Consider the following 16,772-nt stretch of genomic DNA (forward strand, 5'->3'; position numbering starts at 1 on the left):
TGCATCGTCATTTCCGGGGCTGCCTTGTTGCACGCAGCATAGGCGCCTGATGGGGCGGATTCCGGTCGGGGCGACCGACGCCCCGACCGGAAATATTACTAGCCAGTACACCCAGTGGTTCACCCATGAGCAAGCGCTCGGAACTGTGATATGCCCAACGTCGGCGCCCATGTGCCGCCTGGGCGGGATCAGTCTCGCAGAGCGTTGAAACGGCCCTGGTGATAGAGCAGCGGACGACCGCCTCCGGCCGGGTCGCCGACCACGGCCTGCGCGATGACGATCCGGTGGTCCCCCGCCGGGACACGGGCGACCACGCGGCAGACCAGCCACGCGAGTACGCCGTCGAGCACCGGCACTCCTTCGGGCCCACTGCGCCAATAGGTGGACGGGCCGAAGCGGTCGGCGCCGCTGCGGGCGAAAGTGGCGGCCAGCTCCTGCTGGTGCTCGCCGAGTATGTGGATGCCGACATGCTCGGCCTCGGCCAGGACCGGCCAGCTGGAGGACGAGGTGCCGACCCCGAAGGAGAGCAGCGGCGGCTCGGCGGCGACGGAGTTGAGCGAGGTGGCGGTGAAGCCGACCGGCCGGTCACCTGCGGCGGTGATCACGGCCACACCGGCGGCGTGCTGCCGGAAGACGGAGCGGAGGAGTTCGGGGGAAGCCTGGCGTGTGGTGCCGAGCTCGGGCGAAGCCGTCATGGAGATGTCCTTCCACGGAAGAGGCGTACGGGGCCGTTGTTGCTCAGGCACCCGGACAGCGCGCACTCGCGTTGCGGGCGAGATCCACGTGGACCCGGCCGTAGAGAAGGGGTTCCGGCGGCATAGCGTCAGACTGACGATGCGTGGTGGGTGCAGTCAAGAGTGTTCCGCCATGTGGGAGATGCGTCACGGTCCGTCACATCGCCTGCCCCAGCGCGGCGACCACGTCGACGGTGCGTGGCTGCCCGACCGCCCGGCGGACGATCCGGCCGGCCGCATCGAGGACCAGCACGGTCGGTGTCCGGCTGATCCCCAGCTCCCGTACGAGAGTGAGATGCGCCTCGGCGTCGATCTCCACATGGGCCACGCCGTCCACCATGCGCGCCACCTCGCCGAGGGTGCGCCGGGTCGCCCGGCAGGGCTGGCAGAACGCGCTGGAGAACTGCACGAGGGTTGCCCGCTCACCCAGTTCGGCGCCGAGCCTGGCCGCATCCAGCGGTCCCCCACGAGTCTGCCCGTCCACCCTCGGCCTCCTGTCAGAGCTCATCGCAAGAGGTCAGCGCCACCGGCCCGCGAGACATTCCCGGAGGTTCCACGTGACGAGAATCTCGCGCCCCGAGCCCTCGGAGACTGGCCACCGCGTCGCGCATGGGGCACGATCGGCGCAATGCCGCAAACCTACGGCTGCGTAACTTCCGCCGGGAGAACCCTCCTCAGGCGCTGAAGAAGGGTCTTCCCCAGATGGCAGAACTCGTCTATCGGCCGGTCATCGGCGCCGCTCGTACGCTTTTCAAGGCGCTTGACCTGAAGATCGACACCCAGGGTTCCGAGCACATCCCGAAGACCGGTGGCGCGGTACTGGTGAGCAACCACATCAGCTATCTGGACTTCATCTTCACCGGGCTCGCGGCCCTGCCGCAGAAGCGGCTCGTCCGCTTCATGGCGAAGGAGTCGGTCTTCCGCCACAAGGTCTCGGGACCGCTGATGCGCGGCATGAAGCACATCCCCGTCGACCGCAAGCAGGGTGAGGAGGCGTACGCGCACGCGCTCGCCTCGTTGCGCTCGGGCGAGATCGTCGGTGTGTTTCCCGAGGCCACCATCTCGGAGTCGTTCACGCTGAAGAGCTTCAAGTCGGGCGCCGCCCGGCTGGCCCAGGAGGCCGGCGTACCGCTGATCCCGATGGCGCTGTGGGGGACGCAGCGGCTGTGGACCAAGGGCCGGCCGAGCAATTTCAAGCGCAACCACGTGCCGGTGACGATCCGGGTCGGCGAGCCGGTGGAGGCGCCCACAGACCAGTACGCGGGCGCGATCACCCGGCGGCTGCGGGAGCGGGTCCAGGAGCTCCTGGAGGCGGCCCAGCGCGCCTATCCCGTGCGCCCGAAGGACGCGAGCGACACCTGGTGGGTGCCCGCGCACCTCGGCGGTACGGCCCCGACCCCCGCCGAGGTGCGGGAGAAGAGCTGACGCGGCCGAAACGTCACTCCGGGGCGCGGACGCCGATCCGCGCCCCGGGGTGCCGTCTCCCCGGCTCGGAGCGCCGCGGGAAGGGTGCGCCACAACTGCGGGCGGTTCTCGGCGGACCGCGATCAGCCCGTGCACGGGGCCCGGGCCCCGTCGTCGTCGGCGAGCGCCTGGTGGCAGTGGGCGGTCGGGATGCCCGCCGCGCGCAGGAGGGCGGCCAGGGCGTGGGACTTGGCATGCCAGATGCCATTGCGTGTCGCGAGGACGTCGGAGGCGCGCCAGGCGACCCGCATGTCACCGGAATCGGCGGAGTGCGCAATGGTGTCGCGTACAAAGACATAGGCGGCATCCGCGTATGCATATGCGTCGGTGGTGTCACCGTGAAGCTCGGCGACCGTCTCCTGCACCAGCGGATGCTCGTGGTCGATGGCCTCGTCGGCGGCGAGACAGGCGGAAATTTCCGGGACCTGCTGGATCAGCTCCATGGCCGCCGAGCGCAGGTATGCGGCCGACCAGCTTCAATGACCTTCCGATCGACCGCATACCTATTCAGCTTGGCTACTTCGCCATCTCTTCCTTCAGCGCGAGGACGAACGCGTCGACGTCGTCCTCCGTCGTGTCGAAGGCGCACATCCAGCGCACATCGCCGGCCGCCTCGTCCCAGAAGTAGAAGCGGAAGCGCTTCTGCAGCCGCTCGCTCACCTCGTGCGGCAGCCGAGCGAAGACAGCGTTGGCCTGGACGGGGTGGAGGATCTCCACACCGTCCACCGCGCGCACGCCCTCGGCGAGCCGCTGAGCCATCGCGTTGGCATGCCGGGCGTTGCGCAGCCAGAGATCTCCGGCCAGCAGCGCCTCCAGCTGTACGGAGACGAAGCGCATCTTCGACGCGAGCTGCATCGACAGCTTGCGCAGATGCTTCATGGCGCGGACGGCATCCGGGTTCAGGACGACGACGGCCTCGCCGAAGATCGCTCCGTTCTTCGTGCCGCCGAAGGACAGGACGTCGATGCCGACGGTGTTGGTGAACGTACGCATCGGTACGTCCAGCGACGCCGCGGCGTTGGCTATCCGGGCCCCGTCCAGATGGACCTTCATGCCGTGTCCGTGGGCGTGGTCGCAGATGGCGCGGATCTCGTCGGGGGTGTAGACCGTGCCCAGCTCGGTGTTCTGGGTGATCGAGACGACCTGCGGCATGGCGCGGTGCTCGTCGTCCCAGCCGTACGCCTGCCGGTCGATGAGCTCGGGGGTGAGCTTGCCGTCCGGAGTGGGCACGGTGAGCAGCTTGAGGCCGCCCACCCGCTCCGGGGCGCCGCCCTCGTCCACATTGATATGGGCGGACTCGGCACAGATCACGGCGCCCCAGCGGTCGGTCATCGCCTGGAGGGAGACGACGTTGGCACCGGTTCCGTTGAACACCGGGAAGGCTTCGGCGGTGGGGCCGAAGTGACTGTGCATGACGCGCTGGAGGTGCTCGGTGTACTCGTCCTCGCCGTAGGCGATCTGGTGACCGCCGTTGGCGAGGGCGAGTGCCGCGAGGATCTCCGGGTGCGTGCCCGCGTAGTTGTCGCTGGCGAAGCCGCGGATCTGCGGATCGTGGTGGCGCCGCGCGTCGGTCCTTACGGTTGTGGGGTCAGCCACAGGCGCTTTCCGTTCACTTCCGGGGCGGGCCGGTCCCAGACGCCGGCGATGGCATCGGCCAGTTCCTTGACGTCGGTGTAGCCCGCGAATTTCGCATTCGGGCGCTCGGCGCGCATCGCGTCGTGCACCAGTGCCTTGATGATCAGGATCGCAGCCGCCGTCCTCGGCCCTTCGTCGCCCCCCGCCTTGCGGAACGCGTCCGCCAGCGCGAGCGTCCAGGCCTCGGCCGCCGCCTTCGACGCGGCATAGGCCGCGTTTCCCGCGGTGGGCTTGCTCGCCCCGGCCGCGCTGATCAGCACATAGCGACCCCGGTCGCTGCGCTGCAGACCTTCCTGAAAGGCCAGCGAGGTGTGCTGGACCGTACGGATCAGCAGCTTCTCCAGCAGGTTCCAGTCGGCGAGGTCGGTCTGGGCGAAGCTCGCGCTGCCGCGCCAGCCGCCGACGAGGTGGACCAGGCCGTCGATCCGGCCGAATTCCTTCTCGGTCCTGTCCGCCCATTCGCGGGTGGCATCGAGGTCCAGCAGATCGACCGTGTCACCGGTGACGGTGGCGCCGCCGTGGGCGTAGCGCGCGGCGTCGACCGCCTCGGCCAGGCGGGCGGCGTCCGCGTCGGAGGCGACGACGGTCGCACCGGCCTCGGCGAGCCTCATCAGTGTGGCCCGGCCGGCCGGGCCCGCGGCCCCGGCCACCGCGACCACGGCACCTTCGAGAGCACCGCTCCCGTTGCCCCTGCCGTTTCCGTTCATGGCCACCGCCTCCTCAGACCCGGCGCTCACGCGGCTGCCTGCTCGGCATCCGCGGCGGTGATCCCCTTGGTCGAGGCGATCACATTCTTCAGCTTCTTGGACAGCGCCTCATAGAACATGCTCAGGGGAAACTCGTCCGGAAGCACATCGTCGACGAGCTTACGCGGCGGCTGAGACAGGTCCAGGGCGTCCGGGCCCTTGGCCCAGCGGGAGCCCGGGTGCGGGGCGAGGTAGGTCGAGACCAGATCGTACGCGGCGAACCAGTGGACGAGCTTGGGGCGGTCGATGCCGTCGCGGTAGAGCTTCTCGATCTCGGCGCAGAGCTGGTTGGTGATCTGCGGGGCCCGGTCCCAGTCGATCTTCAGTGTGTTGTCGGTCCAGCGGACCACGTCGTGCTTGTGGAGGTACGCGAAGAGCAGCTGGCCGCCGAGGCCGTCGTAGTTGCGGACGCGCTCGCCGGTGACGGGGAAGCGGAACATCCGGTCGAACAGCACGGCGTACTGCACGTCACGGCCCTGGGCGAAGCCGTCGGCCTCCAGCTTCACGGCCTCCTTGAAGGCGGTGAGGTCGCAGCGGAGCTCTTCGAGGCCGTACATCCAGAACGGCTGGCGCTGCTTGATCATGAAGGGGTCGAAGGGCAGGTCGCCGTGGCTGTGCGTCCGGTCGTGGACCATGTCCCAGAGCACGAAGGCCTGCTCGCAGCGCTGCTGGTCGGCGACCATGTCGCGGATGTCGTCGGGCAGTTCGACGCCGAGCAGTTCGACCGAGGCCTCGGTGACCCGGCGGAAGCGGGCCGCCTCGCGGTCGCAGAAGATACCGCCCCAGCTGAAGCGCTCGGGGGCTTCGCGCACGGCGATGGTCTCCGGGAAGAGCACGGCGGAGTTGGTGTCGTAACCCGAGGTGAAGTCCTCGAAGGTGATGCCGCAGAACAGCGGGTTGTCGTAGCGGGTCGCTTCGAGCTCGGCCAACCACTCGGGCCAGACCATCCGCAGCACGACCGCTTCGAGGTTGCGGTCCGGATTGCCGTTCTGCGTGTACATCGCGAAGACGACCAGGTGCTGCAGTCCGTCCGTGCGGTCCTTGGCCGGCTGGAAGGCGAGCAGCGAGTCGAGGAAGTCCGGCACACCGAAGCCGTCCGCGGCCCAGCGGCGCAGGTCCGCGGCGAGGGCGCGGTGGTACGCGGCGTCGTGCGGCAGCAGCGGGGAGAGCTCCTCGACCGCGGCGATCACACGGTCGAGCGTCGACCGGGCGGCCTTGGGGGACGGCGCACCCTCGGCCTCGAAGTCGATGGAACCGTCCTTCGACTGCCAGGGGCGGATCTCCTCCACGGCGCTCTTGAGCGCGGGCCAGGCGGGATGATCGACCACCCGCTGATCCGTGGCTATGCCGCTCGCAGTGGCGTCCTGCACAAGAATTTCCGTCATAACACTTCCTCCACAGGAGAACCTCGCGTTAAGCAACCGTATCCATGTGCGGTTCCTTGAGACAAGTGGGCCCCAGAAAATTATCCTGCCGACCCCCATGGTCACCGCGATTCTTCCTGCACGGACCGTTCCCGGCAGCTACTTCCGTCGGCCGGGTGCGCACCGCAGGTGTCCGCCCCTCTCCTCTTCCCCGACGCCGTTAGGCTGCCGAATCGCCGTATGCCGTAGCGCCTCGTGGGTAGGAGCCGCGCGCGGGAAGACGCCGTCGACGGAAGCGGGTTGCCTTGTCTTTTCTCACCATCGGACATCGCGGAGTGATGGGTGTCGAGCCGGAGAACACCCTGCGCTCGTTCGTCCACGCCGAACGGGCCGGAATGGACGCGATCGAACTGGACCTTCATCTGACCGAGGACGGCGCACTGGCCGTCATGCACGACGCCGATGTGGACCGCACGACGGACGGCACGGGGCCGATCAACGAGAAGACCCTGTCCGAACTGCGGGAACTCGATGCCGGACAGGGCGAACGGGTGCCGGTCTTCGAGGAGGTGCTCGACGCCGTACGGTCCCCCGTGCAGGCCGAGATCAAGGACGCGGCCGCGGCCCGCGCCCTGGCCGAAGTGATGCTGCGACGCGGTCTCACCGACCGGGTCGAGGTGTCCTCGTTCCATGACGAGGCGGTGGCCGAGATCGCCCGGCTGGTGCCGGGGGTACGGACCGTGCTCATCGCCAGCCGCTGGCAGGGCGACGTGGTGGACCGGGCGAAGGCGGTGGGTGCGGCGACGCTGGCGCTGAACATCCGTCGCCTCACCCTGGAGGTGACCGAACTGGCGCACGCCGAGGGGCTGAAGGTCATCGGCTGGGTGGTGAACACCCAGGACCATCTGCGGCTGGCACGCGCCCTGCGGTTGGACGGCGCGACCACCGACTACCCGGAGATCCGCCGCGCCGGCCGCTTCACCGCCTGATCGGAGCAGGGTCCCGGAGCCGTCTCTCGGCTCAGACCAGGTCCTTGACCAGCAGTTCGAAGGCGAGGTCGTCGCGCTGCGGAATACCGAAGCGCTCGTCGCCGTACGGGAACGGGCTGAGCTTTCCCGTACGGCGGTAGCCGCGCCGCTCGTACCAGGCGATCAGCTCCTCGCGCACCGAGATCACGGTCATGTGCATCTCACACACGCCCCAGCTCTCCCGGACGGTGCGCTCGGCCTCGGCGATGATCACCTTGCCGAGCCCGGCCCCCTGAAGTCCGGGACGGACCGCGAACATGCCGAAGTAGGCGGCGTCGCCGCGGTGTTCGAGCTGGCAGCAGGCGATGAGCGCACCGTCGCGCTCCACCACGAGCAGCCGGCTGCCGGATGTCTGAAGGACCTGCCGTACACCGTCCGGGTCCGTCCGCTGCCCCTGCAGGATGTCCGCCTCGGTGGTCCATCCGGCCCGGCTGGAGTCCCCGCGGTACGCCGACTCGATCAGCGTCACCAGCGCGGGCACATCGGCGTCGGCGGCGTCGCGGAAGGTCAGCTGTCCCGGATCCTGGGCGGGGGCTGTGTCCATGGCGGTGGCTCTCCGTTTCTGTCCTGTGGCCGTGCCGGAGCAGCGTAACCCGGCTGTCCCGAACTAGATTCGGGCACATGGTTCATGTGCTGAGCAGCCGGATCCTGTTGCGCCCGGCCGACCCCGAGCGATCGCGGATCTTCTACGGGGAGTCCCTCGGACTGCCCGTCTACCGGGAGTTCGGCACCGGCCCCGAGCGGGGCACGGTCTACTTCCTCGGCGGAGGCTTCCTGGAGGTGTCCGGACGCGCCGCCGGACCGCCGGTGCCCGGCCTCGAACTGTGGATGCAGGTGGCGGACGTGCGGGCGGCGCACGAAGAGCTGTCGGCCCGCGGCGTCGAGGTGCTGCGGGAGCCGGTGCGCGAGCCCTGGGGGCTGGTCGAGATGTGGATCCGCGATCCGGACGGGCACCGGATCGTCATGGTGGAAGTACCGGCGGACCATCCGCTGCGGTATCGCCCCTAGATCCACTAACGGCTTCGCCGCGCGCAGTCGACGAGCACGGGCAGGGCCTTCTCCAGGCCGCCGTCCCGGTCGGCGAACGGGAGCCGCACGTGGTGGCGGAAGCCGTCCACGGCGGAGAAGGCCGGGCCGGGGACGATCAGCACGCCGGCGCGACGGGCCAGCTGGGCGGTTGCCTCGGCGTCGGCGCCGGGGATCTCCACCCAGAGCGCGGAGCCCCCGTCGGGCCGTTCCCATCGCCAGCCGGTGTGCTGGTCACGCAGGAGCCGTTCGGTCTCCGCCAGGCGTTCGCGCAGCCGGGAGCGGCGCCGGGCCCGGGCCTCGGGCAGTTGCCGGAGCAGGTTCACGGCCAGCATCTGGTCCACCACCGGGCAGGACAGGTCCACGGACTTCTTGATGTCGGCCAGGCGGCGGATGACGGTGGTGGAGGCGCGGATCCAGCCGAGCCGGAGGCCGCCCCAGAAGAGCTTGGACAGGGTGCCGACGGTGGCCGTGGCGGCGGGCGGCAGCAGGCCGGCCAGGGAGACCGGCGCGGCGTCGTGGTGCAGGGACAGTTCGGCGTAGGCGTTGTCCTCCACCGTGTACAGGCCCTGTTCGGCCAGTACGGCGGCCCAGGCGCGGCGGGTGGGCTCGTCCATGCCGAGGCCGGTGGGGTTGTGGAGGGACGGCTGCAGATAGACGAGGCGCGGGCGGACATGGCCGGCCAGCCGGGCCAGTGCGCGGGCGCCGTGGGCCCCGTCGGCGGGCAGCGGGACCAGCCGGGCGCCGCGGGCGCGCAGCGCTTCGAGGGCGCCCCGGTAGGTCGGGTCCTCCACGATCACCGTGTCACCGGGCTCGACCAGGCCCTGGGTGATCAGCCAGACGGCCTGCTGGGATCCGGCAGTCACCAGGATCTGTTCCGCAGCGGTCGGCAGGCCCGCCGAGCGGTGGTACTCGGCGATCCCCTCGCGAAGCTCGGGCAGCCCGTACGGGAGGTAGCCGTCGCCGGCCAGCGCGGCGGTGAGGTCGTCGGCGGACAGGTCGCCGACCGCCGCCGCGACCGCGGACAGGCCGTCCAGCGCGCCGCTGGACAGGTCGATGCCGCCGTCCCTGGTCCCGAAGCTGGCCAGCCGTCCCTCGGTCGCGGGTTCGCCCATCGAGCCCGAACCCCGCAGCCGGGAGCCGCTGCCCTGCCGGCTCTCCAGCCACCCCTCGGCCTCCAGCAGGCCGTACGCGGCGGTCACCGTACTGCGGCTGACCCCCAGCGCCGTCGCCAGGGCGCGCTGCGAGGGGAGCACCGTGCCCGGTGCCACGTCTCCGCGCTGCGCCAGTTCGCGCAGCGCCTCCGCCAACAGCTGCGGCATCGCGCCCGTGCCTTCCTTGGACCACCCGGTCAGCAGGCGGGACAGCCGGGTGGGAGGAATCCGGTCCATGCCCCCCATCATCGCCCGCCGCAGGCCAATTGCCGTCAAGTGGTCTTTGCCACCCTCCGGCGGCTCGCACATGATCGGGAGAACGCCGTTGCAAAGGAGCAGGAACATGGCGACCGTGGTGCTCGTCGGGACACTGGACACCAAGGGGGCGGAGTACGCGTGGCTCTCGGCGCGGCTTCGTGAATCGGGATGCGACGTGGTGCTCGTGGATGCCGGGGTGATGCCGTCACCCGTCGGCAGCCCCACGGGTGACATCGACGCCGCGGCCGTCGCGCGCCGCGCCGGGCACGGTCTGGAGGCGCTGCGCGCCGCCGGGGACCGCGGTGCGGCAGTGACGGCCATGGCCGAGGGCGTCGAGCGGATCGTCGGTGATCTGCACCGGGAAGGGCAGCTGCACGCGGTGCTGGCCGTGGCCGGGAGCGGTGGGTCCTTCATCGCCGCGCGTGCCATGCAGGCGCTGCCCATCGGCGTTCCGAAGGTGCTGGTGTCCACCATGGCCAGCGGGGACGTGTCGCCGTACGTGGGCAGCAGCGACATCACCATGATGTACAGCGTGGTCGACGTGGCGGGGATCAATTCCGTGTCGTCCCAGATCCTGGGCAACGCGGCGGCCGCGGCGGCCGGCATGGCCATCCACCACGAGCAGAGCCTGAAGCGGTCGGAGCCCCACGGGCGTCCGCTGATCGGCGCCAGCATGTTCGGCGTCACCACGCCCGCGGTCGATGCCGCCCGCCGGCGGCTGGACGAGCTGGGCTACGAGGTCCTGGTCTTCCACGCCACGGGCGCGGGCGGGCGGGCACTGGAGAAGCTCGCCTCGGGCGGGTTCCTCGCCGGTGTCCTTGACCTGACCACCACCGAGCTCGCGGACGAACTGGTCGGCGGCGTGCTGAGCGCCGGCCCCGACCGGCTCACCGCGGCGGGCCGGGCGGGCCTGCCGCAGGTGGTCGCGCCCGGCGCACTGGACATGGTCAACTTCGGCGCCGCCGACACCGTCCCGGAACGCTTCGCGGACCGCCGCCTCCTCGTACACAACCCCACCGTCACCCTGATGCGCACCACGCCCGACGAGATGGCCGAACTCGGCGCCTCCATGGGGCACAAGCTGGCCTCGGCGCACGGTCCGACGGCGGTGCTCTGGCCGCTGGGCGGTGTCTCCGCCGTGGACGCCCCCGGCGGCCCGTTCCACGACCCGGAGGCCGACGCGGCCGGGCTGACTTCCCTGCGCACGGCCCTGCGGGGCAGCGCCGTCGATCTGCGTGAGATCGGCGCCCACCTCAACGACCCGTCGTTCGCCGTCGCCGCCGCCGACCACCTGCACCAGCTGATCACCACCCAGAGCCGTTCGCACCCGGACGTCTGAGCCCTCAGAGCCCGAGCCGCGAGAACACACCCACCGAACAGGAGCCCATCAGTGAACCGCAAGGAAGCCCTGGCCCGCCTGACCGAGCAGGTCCGGACCGGCCGGGCCGTCATCGGCGCGGGCGCAGGCACCGGCCTGTCCGCCAAGTGCGCGGAGGCCGGCGGCGTCGACCTGCTGATCATCTACAACTCGGGCCGGTACCGGATGGCCGGCCGGGGCTCGCTGGCGGGCCTGCTGCCCTACGGCGACGCCAACGCCATCGTGCTCGACATGGCGGGCGAGGTCCTGCCCGTGGTGCGGGACGTCCCCGTGCTCGCCGGGGTGTGCGGCACCGACCCGTTCCGGATCATGGGCAACTTCCTCGACCAGCTGAAGACCATCGGCTTCACCGGCGTACAGAACTTCCCCACCGTCGGGCTGTACGACGGCAAGTTCCGCGAGAACCTCGAAGAGACCGGTATGGGCTTCGGCCTGGAGATCGACATGATCCGCCAGGCCCACGAACGCGATCTACTCACGGCGCCCTACGTGTTCGACCCCGAGCAGGCAGCCGAAATGGCGCGGGCGGGTGCCGATGTGCTCGTCCCGCACGTCGGGCTGACCACCAAGGGGTCCATCGGCGCCTCGACCGCGCTCACGCTCGATCAGGCCGCCACCGCCGTGCAGGAGATGCACGACGCGGCCAAGCGTGTCAATCCCGACATCGTCGTGCTGTGTCACGGCGGGCCGATAGCCGAACCCGAGGACGCCCGCTACATCCTGGACCACACCTCCGGGATCGCCGGGTTCTTCGGCGCCTCGTCCATGGAACGACTGCCCACGGAGCGCGCCATCACCGAGCAGGCACGCGCCTTCAAGTCCCTCACGCTCGGCTGACGAGGGGCGGAAAGCACAGCGCGCGGCGGGAACACTCCCTCCGCGCGCTCCCCTGTACCTCAGTGCGCCGCGTACGACGGCCCCTGCCCGGGCATCGATCTGGAGCGTGCGGCAATTGGGGGTGGTGCGCTGTGCACGGACCGGCGGTGTCGGGCTGGCTGCTGATGGCGTTGTGCGCGATCACGGGTGCGTACTGCCTGCTGCGCACCCGCAGCGATGCCGGGGAGGGGCGCAGAACGGCGCGTGCGGAGGCCCTGATGGGATTCGGCATGGCCGCCATGGCGGTGCCTGCGGCCGTCGTGACACCCCCCGCGTGGGCATGGGCGGTGTACGCGGTGCTGTTCGGCGCGGCTTCGCTCCGTGCGCTGTGGTTCTCCCGGCGCAGCAGGCACCATCTGCACCACCTGGTCGGGTCCGCGGCGATGGTCTACATGGCGCTGACGATGGCACCCGGCGGCGCGGCACACGGCGGGCACACGGGCCACGGGGTCGCGGCGACGGCGGGGGGCGTACCCCTGCTGACCGGGCTGCTGCTGGCCTACTACACGGTGTACGTGCTGCGGTCGGGGGCCCGGTTGATACCCGTGGCCGCCGGGGGTGCCGCGGCGGCCGGCGGCGGTGGCTCTGCCGGGGGCTCCTGGGCTGCGCGGCCCGAGCTGGCGCTCGCCTGCCGGCTGACGATGGGGATGGCCATGTTCGCGATGCTGCTCACTTTGTGAGACAGCCGGCCGGGCAAACCGTGGTGTGCGTCACTTGCCGTGCACAGCCATACCCGTGGGTACCGCGCCCCTCATAGGCTGACGTCATGTTGGTCTCCCTCGCACTGCTGCTGCTCGGTGCACTGGCCGCCGTCCTGACCCCACGGCTGATGGCCAGGGCCCGGTGGCCGGAGCGCGAGCCCGTGGTGGCGCTGTGGGTGTGGCAGTGCGTGGTGGCCGGGGTGCTGCTCTCCTTCGCGCTCTCCATGACGTTCAGCGCTGCCGCCGCCTGGCAGGCGGTGCGCGGCCATGTGTTCGCACCGGCGCCGCGGGCCGTGGTGGAGGCGTACGCGCTGGGCGGGCACGGGCGGTGGTCGGCCGCCATGGCCGTGCTGCTGGCGCTCGGCGGGGTGTGGTCGGCGGTGATGCTGACCAGGGAGATCCACCGGGCCCAGGTGCGTCGCAGGCAGCGGCGCGCCGAACTGCTGGTGCGTGCCCCGTTGCTGCCCGGCGAGGAGCCCGGCAGCGGGCGTCTCGTGGTGCTGGAGGGAGAGCGTCCGGATGCCTGGTGGCTGCCGGGTGCCGCGCCCCAACTGGTCATCACCACCACGGCACTCCGGCGCCTGAAAGGCCGTCAGCTGGACGCGGTGCTGGCCCATGAGCAGGGGCACGCGAACGCGCGGCACGACTGGCTGTTGCACTGTTCCGGCGCGCTGGCGACCGGGTTTCCGCAAGTGCCGGTGTTCGCGGCCTTCCGCGACGAGATGCACCGGCTGGTCGAACTGGCCGCGGACGATGTGGCGTCGAAGCGTTTCGGACGGCTGACGATCGCCCTGGCCCTGGTGGAACTCAACGAGGACCGGGGCGTGTTCGGCCCCTGCCCGGCGCCGGACGCACAGCTGCCGCTGCGGGTGAACCGGCTGCTGACCCCGGCGGACCGGCTCACCGCGGGCCGTCGGCTCCGGCTGACCGCGGCGGCCGCTCTGGTGCCGGTGGTTCCGCTTCTGGTGGCCTTCATTCCGGGACTCAGTGCGCTGCGATAGCCAAGGGCGGCGGCCGTCCGCGAAGATCACCCCATGCCGTCCCCACAACTCTCCCCGCCCGCCCGCACCCGTTCCCGTGTCACACCTTTCGGGGCGGGTGCGGTCTGTGCGGTTCTCGCACTGGTCGTACTGATCCTCGTCGCGGTGCGCTGGTCACCGCTGATGGCGCTGGACCGTGACGTCGCGGACGCCCTGCACCGCAGGGCGGTGACCGAACCCGGCCTGGTGCACGTCAACCGGATCCTGACCGACTGGGCATGGGATCCGTGGACCATGCGCGCCCTGATCACGGTGGCCGTGGTGGTGCTGTGGTGGCGAGGGGCGCGGGTGCCCGCGGTGTGGGTGGCGGCGACGAGTGTGCTGGCCACCGTGGTTCAGCAGGGGCTGAAGTCGGCGGTCGGCCGGGAGCGTCCGCACTGGCCCGACCCGGTGGACTCGGCCCACTACGCGGCGTTCCCCTCCGGTCACGCGATGACGGCGACGGTGAGCTTCGGTCTGCTGCTCTGGCTGCTGCGACGGTACGGCGCCGGGCCCCGGCTGTGGCGGACCGCGCTGGTCGTGGCGTGCGTCTCGGTCGTCGGGGTGGGCCTGACCCGGCTCTATCTGGGTGTGCACTGGTTGAGCGATGTACTGGGCGGCTGGCTGCTGGGGGCGGCCCTGGTCGCCCTCTCGATCGACGGATTCGCCCGGTACGAGCGGCGCGGCGGCCCACGCCGGCCCCGTAGTTCCTGAACCGGCGCGGTACGACCCCGCCCCGCCGCGCCCGTACCGGGACCGGCCCGCCTTGCCGCGGCACCCCCGCACCGGGGAGGATCGCAGCCATGCAGATCAAGGGTGTGCTCTTCGACTTCTCCGGGACCCTCTTCCGCATCGAGCCGGTCCGGTCCTGGTTGCGCGCGGTCCTCGCCGAGCGGGGGGTGACGGTGGGCGAGGCCGACTTCGAGCGGTACGTGAGCGAGCTGGAGGCTGCCGGGGCGCTGCCGGGCGGCCCGTCTCCCCGGCACGTCCCCGCCCGGCTCGCCGCCGCGTACGCCACCCGTGACGAGAGCGCGGAACTGCACCGGGAGGCGTACACCGGCCTGGCCCGGCAGGTGGAGCTGCCGGATCCCGGGCTGTACGACGCGCTGTACGAGCGGCACCGGACACCCGCCGCCTGGCGGCCGTACCCGGACGCGGCGGAGGTGCTCGGCGCGCTGCACGACAGCGGCACCCGGATCGGGGTGGTCAGCAACATCGGCTGGGACCTGCGGCCGGTCTTCCGGGCGCACGGCCTGGATCACCTGATCGAGGCCTATGTGCTGTCGTACGAGCACGGCGTACAGAAGCCGGACTCACGGCTCTTCCACACGGCCTGCACATTTCTCGGGCTGGATCCGGCGGAGGTGGTGATGGTCGGCGACGACCGGCACGCGGACGGCGGGGCCGCCGCACTGGGCTGTGACGTGCGGTTTGTGCAGCATCTGCCGGTGGAGGAGCGGCCCGGCGGACTGCGGACGCTCGGACTGGTGCAGGGCGTTGCCTGACAGACATGTGAGAGATGTCCCTGACGCCCAATGGGTCTGATTGTCACATCGGGGCCTTAGCCTGTAGGTATGTCCCGTTCTCCCTGCTCCTCCGACTCCACGCGCACTGCCGCCGAGGTGAACAAAGAGATCCGCGACCTGTGGCAGCGCTCGGGCGGCCGCCTGTCCCCGGAGGACGAGGAGCAGTACCAGCGCCTGCTGGTGGAGTGGGCCGCGGCGACGGGCGGCACCGCCAGGACGGCCGCCTGACGCGGCGCGGCGCCCCGCACAGCGGGGGAACCGCCCTGCGGGACGCCTTCGGGTGCTCTGTGGAGCCGGCTGTCGCCGGCCGGGTGGAGGATCCGGCCGGTCAGCGGTCGAAGTACTCCGGCTGCGTCTGAACATTGAGCTCGTCCAGCCGCACCCGCTTCGCCGGATCGGTCCGCCGGTCGTCGAGCTTCAGGACGTCGAAGCCCTTGGCTATGTCGTTGGAGTAGATGTAGCCGTTGTAGTAGTACGCCGACCAGGGGCCGGCCGTGGTGACGGCATCGGTGCTGACCGGGCCGCGCTCGAAGTAGCCGATCTCCTTCGGCTTCGACGAGTCGGTGAAGTCCCACACCGACACCCCGCCCTGGTACCAGGCCTGGACCATCAGGTCGCGTCCCTCGACCGGGATGATCGAACCGTTGTGGGCGACGCAGACCTCGGTGTCGGCCTGCGGACGGTCGATCTTGAAGTAGCTGCGGAAGACCAGCTTGCGGTGGTCTCCCCTGCCGGCGATGTCGTAGATGCCGTTGGCACCGCGCTTCGGGCCGATCTCCTCGTTGCAGGTGGCCGCGCCACCGCCGCCGAGCTCATCGGTGAAGACGACCTTGTCCGTCGTCCGGTTGAACGTCGCCGAGTGCCAGAAGGCGAAGTTCACATTGTCCTGCACCCGGTCGATGATCTTCGGGTTCTCCGGGTCCTTGATGGAGAACAGCAGGCCGTCTCCCATGCAGGCACCGGCGGCCAGGTCCTTCGAGGGCAGCACGGTGATGTCGTGGCAGCCGGTGGTCTTGGAGACGCCCGGGTTCTGCGGAGCACCCGGGTTGCCGCCGTCCGGGAAGAGCACCGGGAAGTTCACGACCGCGGCCTTCTCGGGCGCGTTGCGCGGCACCTTGATGACGGAGATCCCGTCGTGCGGCGGCCGGCAGTCGGGGAACGCCTCACTCGGTGAGTACGAGGAGACGTACACGTACACGTTCTTGCGCTCGGGGACCAGGGTGTGGGTGTGCGATCCGCACGCGGTCTCGACGGCGGCGACGTACTTCGGGTTGCGCTTGTCGCTGATGTCGAAGACCTTCATGCCCTCCCAGGAGGACTTCTCCGTGGCGGGCTGGGTGGTGCTGGTGCAGGAGTTGTCGCTGCGCGAGGAGTCGGTGGACAGGAAGAGCAGGTCGCCCGAGACCGAGATGTCGTTCTGCGAGCCGGGGCACAGGACCTGCGCGACGGTCTTCGGGGACCTGGGGTTGCCGATGTCGAAGATCCGGAAGCCGTCGTAGTTTCCGGCGAAGGCGTACTTCCCCTGGAAGGCCAGGTCCGTGTTGAGGCCCTTGAGCGCGTCCTTCGGAACGTTGGCCAGGTGGGTGATGTTGTCGCTCTGGACGATCTCGTCCACGCCGGGCACCTCGCCGCTCCTGATGGCGGCCGTGGCTTCGGCCCGCTGGGCGGCGGAGACCTCGGTCCGGGCCGCGGCGGTGTCACCGGGGTCGGGCGTCGCGGCCGCGGGTCCGGCCATCAGCAAAGTGGCCAGCAGGCCGGCGGCGGCCGTCGCCACACCCAGGCGTCTGCGCCGCACCGGGCTCGTGTGCAACGAATTCACTGCGTCCTCCCATGGATCCGAACGTAGTTGAACGGTTCACGGAC

At 70.5% G+C, this 16,772-nt stretch carries 19 protein-coding genes and 1 pseudogene; 10 read left to right on the forward strand and 10 right to left on the reverse strand.

Going from position 1 to position 16,772, the window contains the following annotated elements:
* Positions 1–188: 188 nt before the first annotated feature.
* From BT364_RS19300 to BT364_RS19305, 3 genes are all read right to left on the reverse strand, one after another.
* Positions 189–695, reverse strand: coding sequence for a flavin reductase family protein (locus BT364_RS19300; RefSeq protein WP_072486420.1), 507 nt, complete (start codon positions 693–695; stop codon positions 189–191).
* A 43-nt stretch (positions 696–738) separates the two neighbouring features.
* On the reverse strand, positions 739–819 hold the full coding sequence (locus BT364_RS44265) for a putative leader peptide (RefSeq protein ID WP_371268620.1): 81 nt from the start codon (positions 817–819) through the stop codon (positions 739–741).
* 72 nt (positions 820–891) lie between these two features.
* Positions 892–1,218 (reverse strand): TlpA family protein disulfide reductase, encoded by a 327-nt coding sequence (locus tag BT364_RS19305; RefSeq protein WP_072486421.1) that lies wholly within the window; start codon positions 1,216–1,218, stop codon positions 892–894.
* A 218-nt stretch (positions 1,219–1,436) separates the two neighbouring features.
* Between BT364_RS19305 and BT364_RS19310 the strand changes: the two genes are divergently transcribed.
* On the forward strand, positions 1,437–2,159 hold the full coding sequence (locus BT364_RS19310; RefSeq protein WP_072486422.1) for a lysophospholipid acyltransferase family protein: 723 nt from the start codon (positions 1,437–1,439) through the stop codon (positions 2,157–2,159).
* A 111-nt stretch (positions 2,160–2,270) separates the two neighbouring features.
* On the opposite strand, the pseudogene BT364_RS19315 reads toward BT364_RS19310, so the two are convergent.
* The 4 genes and pseudogenes from BT364_RS19315 to BT364_RS19330 form a co-directional block, all read right to left on the reverse strand.
* Positions 2,271–2,641, reverse strand: a pseudogene (locus BT364_RS19315) (transglutaminase domain-containing protein); the annotation flags it as partial.
* Positions 2,642–2,714: 73 nt separating this feature from the next.
* Entirely contained in the window at positions 2,715–3,794 is a 1,080-nt protein-coding gene (locus BT364_RS19320) for a threonine aldolase family protein (RefSeq protein ID WP_072486423.1), read from the reverse strand.
* Positions 3,773–4,540 (reverse strand): SDR family NAD(P)-dependent oxidoreductase, encoded by a 768-nt coding sequence (locus tag BT364_RS19325; RefSeq protein ID WP_072486424.1) that lies wholly within the window; start codon positions 4,538–4,540, stop codon positions 3,773–3,775. The genes BT364_RS19320 and BT364_RS19325 overlap by 22 nt, the downstream gene beginning before the upstream one ends.
* A gap of 26 nt (positions 4,541–4,566) precedes the next feature.
* Positions 4,567–5,964 carry a DUF6421 family protein gene (locus BT364_RS19330; RefSeq protein ID WP_072486425.1) on the reverse strand — a complete coding sequence of 466 codons (1,398 nt, stop codon included), beginning with the start codon at positions 5,962–5,964 and terminating at the stop codon, positions 4,567–4,569.
* Positions 5,965–6,281: 317 nt separating this feature from the next.
* Here BT364_RS19330 and BT364_RS19335 point away from each other — a divergent pair, with 317 nt between their 5' ends.
* The gene (locus BT364_RS19335; protein WP_072486426.1) at positions 6,282–6,932 is read left to right on the forward strand and encodes a glycerophosphodiester phosphodiesterase; all 651 of its coding nucleotides are present in this window, start codon (positions 6,282–6,284) and stop codon (positions 6,930–6,932) included.
* A gap of 31 nt (positions 6,933–6,963) precedes the next feature.
* On the opposite strand, the gene BT364_RS19340 is transcribed toward BT364_RS19335, so the two are convergent.
* Positions 6,964–7,515 carry a GNAT family N-acetyltransferase gene (locus BT364_RS19340; RefSeq protein WP_072486427.1) on the reverse strand — a complete coding sequence of 184 codons (552 nt, stop codon included), beginning with the start codon at positions 7,513–7,515 and terminating at the stop codon, positions 6,964–6,966.
* 77 nt (positions 7,516–7,592) lie between these two features.
* Between BT364_RS19340 and BT364_RS19345 the strand changes: the two genes are divergently transcribed.
* Positions 7,593–7,979, forward strand: a complete 387-nt coding sequence (locus BT364_RS19345) for a VOC family protein (RefSeq protein ID WP_072486428.1) — start codon at positions 7,593–7,595, stop codon at positions 7,977–7,979.
* Positions 7,980–7,984: 5 nt separating this feature from the next.
* Here the strand turns inward: BT364_RS19345 and yczR are convergent, their stop codons facing one another.
* Positions 7,985–9,388 carry an aminotransferase-like domain-containing protein gene (gene yczR / locus BT364_RS19350; protein WP_177328171.1) on the reverse strand — a complete coding sequence of 468 codons (1,404 nt, stop codon included), beginning with the start codon at positions 9,386–9,388 and terminating at the stop codon, positions 7,985–7,987.
* A gap of 106 nt (positions 9,389–9,494) precedes the next feature.
* On the opposite strand from yczR, the gene BT364_RS19355 reads away from it, so the two are divergent.
* From BT364_RS19355 to BT364_RS19385, 7 genes are all read left to right on the forward strand, one after another.
* Complete coding sequence (locus BT364_RS19355) at positions 9,495–10,748, forward strand: Tm-1-like ATP-binding domain-containing protein (protein ID WP_072486430.1); 1,254 nt, start codon at positions 9,495–9,497, stop codon at positions 10,746–10,748.
* Between the two features lie 51 nt (positions 10,749–10,799).
* Positions 10,800–11,624 (forward strand): phosphoenolpyruvate hydrolase family protein, encoded by an 825-nt coding sequence (locus tag BT364_RS19360; protein WP_072486431.1) that lies wholly within the window; start codon positions 10,800–10,802, stop codon positions 11,622–11,624.
* Positions 11,625–11,755: 131 nt separating this feature from the next.
* Entirely contained in the window at positions 11,756–12,343 is a 588-nt protein-coding gene (locus BT364_RS19365; RefSeq protein ID WP_072486432.1) for a DUF5134 domain-containing protein, read from the forward strand.
* Positions 12,344–12,429: 86 nt separating this feature from the next.
* Positions 12,430–13,365 carry a M56 family metallopeptidase gene (locus BT364_RS19370; protein WP_072486433.1) on the forward strand — a complete coding sequence of 312 codons (936 nt, stop codon included), beginning with the start codon at positions 12,430–12,432 and terminating at the stop codon, positions 13,363–13,365.
* A 33-nt stretch (positions 13,366–13,398) separates the two neighbouring features.
* Positions 13,399–14,097, forward strand: coding sequence for a phosphatase PAP2 family protein (locus BT364_RS19375; protein ID WP_072486434.1), 699 nt, complete (start codon positions 13,399–13,401; stop codon positions 14,095–14,097).
* An 89-nt stretch (positions 14,098–14,186) separates the two neighbouring features.
* Positions 14,187–14,888, forward strand: a complete 702-nt coding sequence (locus BT364_RS19380) for an HAD family hydrolase (protein ID WP_072486435.1) — start codon at positions 14,187–14,189, stop codon at positions 14,886–14,888.
* A gap of 69 nt (positions 14,889–14,957) precedes the next feature.
* Entirely contained in the window at positions 14,958–15,137 is a 180-nt protein-coding gene (locus BT364_RS19385) for a hypothetical protein (RefSeq protein ID WP_072486436.1), read from the forward strand.
* Positions 15,138–15,237: 100 nt separating this feature from the next.
* On the opposite strand, the gene BT364_RS19390 is transcribed toward BT364_RS19385, so the two are convergent.
* Complete coding sequence (locus BT364_RS19390) at positions 15,238–16,728, reverse strand: LVIVD repeat-containing protein (protein ID WP_072486437.1); 1,491 nt, start codon at positions 16,726–16,728, stop codon at positions 15,238–15,240.
* Between the last annotated feature and the right edge of the window lie 44 nt (positions 16,729–16,772).

The organism is Streptomyces atratus, assembly GCF_900119365.1.
Taxonomy (GTDB): Bacteria; Actinomycetota; Actinomycetes; order Streptomycetales; family Streptomycetaceae; genus Streptomyces; species Streptomyces atratus_B.

Bases quoted from the DNA above. Each gene is read 5' to 3' on its own strand.
- BT364_RS19300 (WP_072486420.1), bottom strand. From the start codon at position 695: ATGACGGCTTCGCCCGAGCTCGGCACCACACGCCAGGCTTCCCCCGAA.
- BT364_RS44265 (WP_371268620.1), bottom strand. From the start codon at position 819: ATGCCGCCGGAACCCCTTCTCTACGGCCGGGTCCACGTGGATCTCGCC.
- BT364_RS19310 (WP_072486422.1), top strand. From the start codon at position 1,437: ATGGCAGAACTCGTCTATCGGCCGGTCATCGGCGCCGCTCGTACGCTT.
- BT364_RS19325 (WP_072486424.1), bottom strand. From the start codon at position 4,540: ATGAACGGAAACGGCAGGGGCAACGGGAGCGGTGCTCTCGAAGGTGCC.
- BT364_RS19330 (WP_072486425.1), bottom strand. From the start codon at position 5,964: ATGACGGAAATTCTTGTGCAGGACGCCACTGCGAGCGGCATAGCCACG.
- BT364_RS19335 (WP_072486426.1), top strand. From the start codon at position 6,282: ATGGGTGTCGAGCCGGAGAACACCCTGCGCTCGTTCGTCCACGCCGAA.
- BT364_RS19340 (WP_072486427.1), bottom strand. From the start codon at position 7,515: ATGGACACAGCCCCCGCCCAGGATCCGGGACAGCTGACCTTCCGCGAC.
- BT364_RS19345 (WP_072486428.1), top strand. From the start codon at position 7,593: ATGGTTCATGTGCTGAGCAGCCGGATCCTGTTGCGCCCGGCCGACCCC.
- yczR (WP_177328171.1), bottom strand. From the start codon at position 9,388: ATGGACCGGATTCCTCCCACCCGGCTGTCCCGCCTGCTGACCGGGTGG.
- BT364_RS19355 (WP_072486430.1), top strand. From the start codon at position 9,495: ATGGCGACCGTGGTGCTCGTCGGGACACTGGACACCAAGGGGGCGGAG.
- BT364_RS19370 (WP_072486433.1), top strand. From the start codon at position 12,430: ATGTTGGTCTCCCTCGCACTGCTGCTGCTCGGTGCACTGGCCGCCGTC.
- BT364_RS19375 (WP_072486434.1), top strand. From the start codon at position 13,399: ATGCCGTCCCCACAACTCTCCCCGCCCGCCCGCACCCGTTCCCGTGTC.
- BT364_RS19380 (WP_072486435.1), top strand. From the start codon at position 14,187: ATGCAGATCAAGGGTGTGCTCTTCGACTTCTCCGGGACCCTCTTCCGC.
- BT364_RS19385 (WP_072486436.1), top strand. From the start codon at position 14,958: ATGTCCCGTTCTCCCTGCTCCTCCGACTCCACGCGCACTGCCGCCGAG.